Source organism: Coleofasciculus sp., assembly GCF_046539235.1.
In the GTDB taxonomy this organism is placed as follows: Bacteria; Cyanobacteriota; Cyanobacteriia; order Cyanobacteriales; family Coleofasciculaceae; genus Coleofasciculus.
Genome location: NZ_JBKHHI010000433.1, coordinates 1 through 5,418, shown reverse-complemented (window position 1 = coordinate 5,418; position 5,418 = coordinate 1). Strand labels below are relative to the sequence as shown.

The window sequence follows — 5,418 nt, the reverse complement described above, 5'->3', positions numbered from 1 at the left end:
GCATTTTACTTCCATCCGGTTGTGGAAGGGTTGGCGTAACCTTGTAGAGACGTTGCATGCAACGTCTCTACAGGTTCAATTCGACTTCAGTTGATAATCACAGGTTGGGGGCATATTACAAAAGAAGACACTATAGCCAGGAATTTCCAGCGTATCACCCTGACGATGGGTGATAAAGCCTAATCCTTCGGTTTCCTTACACCCCCGATATGCCGACAAGTCATAACGGGCAGATTCGTTACTCAAATTGAAAATACACAGGATTCGCTGTTCTGCATATTCCCGGATAAAGGCAAAAATCGGTTCCTCCGTATCCAGAATTTCCAAGTTACCGGCTTCTACGGCAGGTTGTTTTTTGCGCCAGTGGAGTAAACGACGCCAGGTGTTTAGCAAGGAGTTGGGATCTCTATTTTGTAGATTCACTGCCCGTTGATAATGGGAATCGGGAATAGGTAGCCAGGGTTTTTCCGCCGTGGTAAATCCAGCATGGGGGGCATCCGCTTGCCAAGGCATCGGTGTGCGCGAACCGTCTCGTCCTTTAATTGCTGGATAAAGGGCTTGACCAAAGGGGTCTTTAATATCTTCCACAGGAATATCTTCAGGGATTCTTGCCTCGGTTAAACCCAGTTCATCACCCTGATAGAGACAGATTGCACCAGGTAAAGAGAGGAGCAGTGCGGCGATCAGATGATAAAATTCTTCTGGATAAGGATTTCCCTGAGCATCCTTTCCAGTCCACCGCGATCGCAAGCGACCATAGTCATGATTACCGACAATCCAACAATCTCCACCTTGGGTAAAGTGACTTAGCACTTTTTCCATCATCTGGCGCATCAGTCTAGCGCTGATGGGTTCATCGACGAGAAGCCCACTATGATATGCCATGTGTAAGCGTTCATCACCTGCCGCAAACTCACTGGCAAGGGCAATCGAATCTTCACAGAAGGTTACTTCGCCTAAGGCAACCGTACCCGGATAATGATTCATCAAATCACGGATAGGCTTGAGGGCGTCTAAGGTTTCTCGACGGCAAAAGTTGTACTTAAACAGTTGCCTAACCACGGGATTATCAGGGGCGACACCATCAGGTAAGGATGCATCTTCTGGGCGAACGGGGTTATCCCGCAATTGGGCGTCGTGCATAAAAAAGTTAGGCGCATCGATGCGGAAACCATCAATTCCTAAATCCAACCAGAATTTTGCCCGTTCCAAAATTGCGTCAACCACATCTGGATTGTGCCAGTTCAGGTCAGGTTGGCTTTCTAAGAAATTGTACATATAAAATTGTTTACGTTCAGGTCCCCATTGCCAAGCACTGTGACCCATAAATGCTGATAACCAGTTGTTGGGGGGTGAACCATCGGGCTTAGGGTCTGCCCAAATATACCAGTCTGCCTTAGAATTATTCCGATTTTGCCGACTTTCGAGAAACCAGGGATGCTTATCAGAGGTATGACTCCAAACTTGATCTAGCAGAACTTTCAATCCCATGGAATGAGCCACTGCCAGCAATCGTTTAAAATCCTCTAGAGAGCCAAAAAGCGGGTCGATATCCCGCATATTGGTAATGTCATAGCCAAAATCCTCCATCGGGGATTCATAAATCGGACACAGCCAGATGGCATCGACACCGAGAGAGGCAATGTAATCGAGTTGTTCAATAATCCCATTCAAGTCACCTACACCATTGCCGTCACTGTCTTTAAAACTCTGCGGGGAAATCTGATAAATAACCGCATTCTGCCACCATTCACCTTGGTGTGTTACATTACGCGCATCTTCCCATGTCCATGCCCGACGATTAAGTACAGGAGTTTGCCACCAAGCTTCTCTGTTTGTTGAGGTACTTTTGTGGGGTTTTGACATATCCATAAGTTGCATAATTGAATCCTTTGTTAATGATGAGTAAATAAGGACGAATGAAATTGGCTTAAATTCATTGACTTCAACCTCAATAGTTGCCCTTATTTTTATTTAGGTTGGGATTCTATTAAAGGGGATGAACCTCAGCCGCCTGTCGATCTTGCACTCACAGTCAGCATCTATGCGAGATTCTTTCCTGAGTATTAACCAACCCTAATATTGGTGCATGAACTTCACTCAGCTTAGAGCGCTTCAGAATACTAAGGTGAGTGGATCATGGACGAATAACTAGATTGTATACTTATGGAACTTAGACTTACCTCTCTCCAAGGGATTAACACTGACTCACCCCCATATCGTTCAGGAGATGGAAATTAATCTCGGCAATTTTGTAAATAAATGTAAACAAAAAACCTCCTCGCTTCAACGCTGGAGATTGAGCCAAACCTTTAAATAGTTTGATTTAATTTTTTATACCTTATTTTAAGGTACTCTTGTCCTATGGGAGTGGGCAATTAAGAAAAAGACGTATTACACCGATCAAAATTCTTCCCTGGCTTCCAGACGTTCCACGCCTAGGAGTCTCTACTTTCCATGCTTTCAGCTTAAGTTGAAACCTGTGAAGAGGAAGCCATCAATACCAAAGATTAGGGATAACAAAGCCCAACCCCAAGAATAATCCACTCCAAAAATGCAGCTTAACGGCGATAAATTTACAATTACTGACTTTTGCGGATTGATCATGATAGCAGCCAACATGCTGCACTAACTCAACAGCAAAAGGTAAACTCAGAACGATTAATCCTGTCCAAATTGGAAACATCCCCAACCCGATAAACAAACCAGTTAGGGCAACAATGCTGCCACTTAACCAAGGGAGTAGTTTAGCACCACGTTGAGTTCCCAAGACAACAATCGGCGATCGCTTGCCGGCGGCTATATCATCTTCAACTTGGTGAAAATGGGAGCAAAATAAAATAATCGAGGTACTAATACCGATAATGATTGAAGCTGCTAACCCCATTGATGAGAAGGTTTGGGCTTGGGAGTAGTAAGCCGCCGCCACCGCCATCGGACCAAAGGTAAAAAAGCAAATAACCTCACCTAAGCCTTGGTAACCTAGGCGAAAGGGAGGACCTTGGTAACTATACCCTAAAGCGCAGCAAAGCAAGACAATGGCAATCACCGTCCAATCCCGTTGCCACCACGCGATCGCGACGATTCCCAGGATACCTGCGGCTAAAAATAGATTACTCAACCCGAAAATCAGGGATTTATTTCCGGTTAAATTCACCAGTGAATGGGGTTTATTTTGATCAATCCCTGTCTCTGAATCAAATACATCATTACTAAGGTTCAGCCAAGCAATAATTAAAATAGCTGACAGTAAAAATGTGCCAAATATGTCCCAGTGAATCAGATGAGTTTCCCGGTAGGCTACAGCCGTGCCAATCCAGATGGGAATGATAGCCACGCTATACATCGGCGGTTTAAGCGCTGCTAACCATAACTTATTTTGGGAATGAGCAATGAACTTTGTGGTCATGAGAGCAAGTTAGACATCCAGTAGACTAGCGCTGATCCAATTCGCTGTTCAATTCTTGTTTCCCCGTTTTGGGTTGAACAATCAGATCAAAAAGGTAATCTATTTTACAACGGATGACTAATAACTGATTACTTTTTCTCTAGATGAGTGAACGTGACGCTGGGTCTTCACCACCATGGGACAAGCCTTAGAGGGAACGATGGTAATCCCTCGTCGCCACGGTTGCACAGACGTGTTGGGATCATTGAGTTGTTTAAGCCTGTCATAGCGATCGCCCGAATTAAGACCAAACACCACCCGTAAGATGACTGGGAGGGAAATTTCTAACATGTAGTCCCGAATGGGAAGGGATGATCCGGGCTGCCAATCCGCGATCGCGTCGGTTGTAATATCACTTATATGGCGGGGGGTTCAGTCAACCCGATTAACTCCCTTATGGCTGACTGTGCAAAATATGCAATGGTAGATAGAAAGGCAGACGTTGAGTCGTGTAGCCGACATCTGGGGACACTGTCTTGCCTGGATCACCCAAAATCTGCAATCCTCTTGTACATGGCGTATTTATCATCTCATACTGATCGCTTGCCAGACCACAAGGAGCTATACCAGTTCCTTGTCGCTTGTCAGCAGGCATCTCTTGAGAAAGGCTGCACTCAAATTGCCAGTATTTCTGTGCCAATTCCCAGGGTTGATCCACTGGCGGTACTCCAGATTCTTGGTGGAACTCAGTCATTCCAGTTTTACTTAGAAAAAAGAAAGGAAAATGAAGCCATTCTGGCTATTGATGCGACTATCTATGCTGAACTTGAAGGAATCAATCGATTCCAACACGCTAAAACTATCATTCATAATTATCTAAAAGACACTTGGATTTGGGTTCAACGAAATCAAACTATCCCTTTTTCGGGACCTCACTTTTTTTGCTTTTTTACATTTTTTGCTTTAAATCAACCGTCCCCATTTCGAGCTGCTACCATTTTTCTTCCTCGGTGGCAAGTGGCGTTTCGGGGGAATAGCGGTACAATAGTGGCGAATGTTCAAGTTGATCCTCACGTCAACATTAAAAGACTATTGCAAGACCTATATAATCAAATTGCTGAAATTAAATTTTCAGAGCATAAACCCAGTTCGCTGACTCGGATTAGTTATTCTCCATTTATCCCGCCCAAATCCATAAATACTGAAGCCTTTAAGTCAGCGGTTGTCGCTGCATTAAACTTTATCCATACCAATGAATTTAGTAAAATTGTTCTGGCTAATGCCATTGATATTTTTTCCCACCAGCCCTTTAACCTCGTCCACTCCCTGGATAATCTGCGCCAACGCCATCCGGATTGCTATATCTTTTGTGCCAGCAATGGTAAAGGACAGAACTTTCTCGGTGCGAGTCCTGAACGGTTAATTAGTATTCGTGACCATCTGTTGGTAACGGATGCCTTAGCTGGATCAGCGCCGCGTGGAAGGACAGCCACTGAAGATGCTGAGTTTGGCGATCGCTTGCTTGGTTCTGAAAAAGAGCAGCGCGAACACCAATTTGTCCTAGATTTTATCACTCAACGCCTATCTGAGTTGGGACTCATCCCCCAATACTTACCTGCGCCCCAACTGCTGAAACTCTCCAACATCCAGCATCTGTGGACACCAATCCAAGCACAACTGTTTACCAATGTCCATCCCCTAGACATTGTTGCCCAGCTTCATCCTACCCCTGCTGTAGCTGGTGTTCCTACCCAGATTGCTCAAGAACAGATCCGCCGCTACGAAACCTTTGACCGTTCCCTCTATGCAGCCCCGTTAGGTTGGATCGATTATCAAGGCAATTGTGAGTTCATTGTCGGTATTCGTTCAGCATTAATCGACAGCAATCCACTTTCTACAACTCATGACAACACCTACCGCGCTAGACTCTACGCCGGGGCGGGAATTGTCGCAGGTTCTGATCCCGACAAAGAACTGGCAGAAATTCAACTCAAGCTTCAGGCATTACTCAAAGCCTTGCTTTAGTCATT

At 45.0% G+C, this 5,418-nt stretch carries 4 protein-coding genes; 1 reads left to right on the top strand and 3 read right to left on the bottom strand.

What is annotated here, in order from left to right:
* Positions 1-75 precede the first annotated feature (75 nt).
* The 3 genes from ACLFWI_RS26050 to ACLFWI_RS26040 all read right to left on the bottom strand — a co-directional run bounded on the left by ACLFWI_RS26050 (position 76) and on the right by ACLFWI_RS26040 (position 3,739).
* Positions 76-1,872 carry an alpha-glucosidase family protein gene (locus ACLFWI_RS26050; RefSeq protein ID WP_446415334.1) on the bottom strand — a complete coding sequence of 599 codons (1,797 nt, stop codon included), beginning with the start codon at positions 1,870-1,872 and terminating at the stop codon, positions 76-78.
* A 625-nt stretch (positions 1,873-2,497) separates the two neighbouring features.
* Entirely contained in the window at positions 2,498-3,409 is a 912-nt protein-coding gene (menA, locus tag ACLFWI_RS26045; RefSeq protein ID WP_446407475.1) for a 2-carboxy-1,4-naphthoquinone phytyltransferase, read from the bottom strand.
* Between the two features lie 117 nt (positions 3,410-3,526).
* The gene (locus tag ACLFWI_RS26040) at positions 3,527-3,739 is read right to left on the bottom strand and encodes a hypothetical protein (protein WP_446407474.1); all 213 of its coding nucleotides are present in this window, start codon (positions 3,737-3,739) and stop codon (positions 3,527-3,529) included.
* A 222-nt stretch (positions 3,740-3,961) separates the two neighbouring features.
* On the opposite strand from ACLFWI_RS26040, the gene ACLFWI_RS26035 reads away from it, so the two are divergent.
* The gene (locus ACLFWI_RS26035) at positions 3,962-5,413 is read left to right on the top strand and encodes an isochorismate synthase (protein WP_446415333.1); all 1,452 of its coding nucleotides are present in this window, start codon (positions 3,962-3,964) and stop codon (positions 5,411-5,413) included.
* Positions 5,414-5,418: the final 5 nt, after the last annotated feature.

What these genes read in the sequence shown, in the direction of transcription:
- ACLFWI_RS26050 (WP_446415334.1), bottom strand. Translation starts at nt 1,872, where the DNA reads ATGGATATGTCAAAACCCCACAAAAGTACCTCAACAAACAGAGAAGCT.
- menA (WP_446407475.1), bottom strand. Translation starts at nt 3,409, where the DNA reads ATGACCACAAAGTTCATTGCTCATTCCCAAAATAAGTTATGGTTAGCA.
- ACLFWI_RS26040 (WP_446407474.1), bottom strand. Translation starts at nt 3,739, where the DNA reads ATGTTAGAAATTTCCCTCCCAGTCATCTTACGGGTGGTGTTTGGTCTT.
- ACLFWI_RS26035 (WP_446415333.1), top strand. Translation starts at nt 3,962, where the DNA reads ATGGCGTATTTATCATCTCATACTGATCGCTTGCCAGACCACAAGGAG.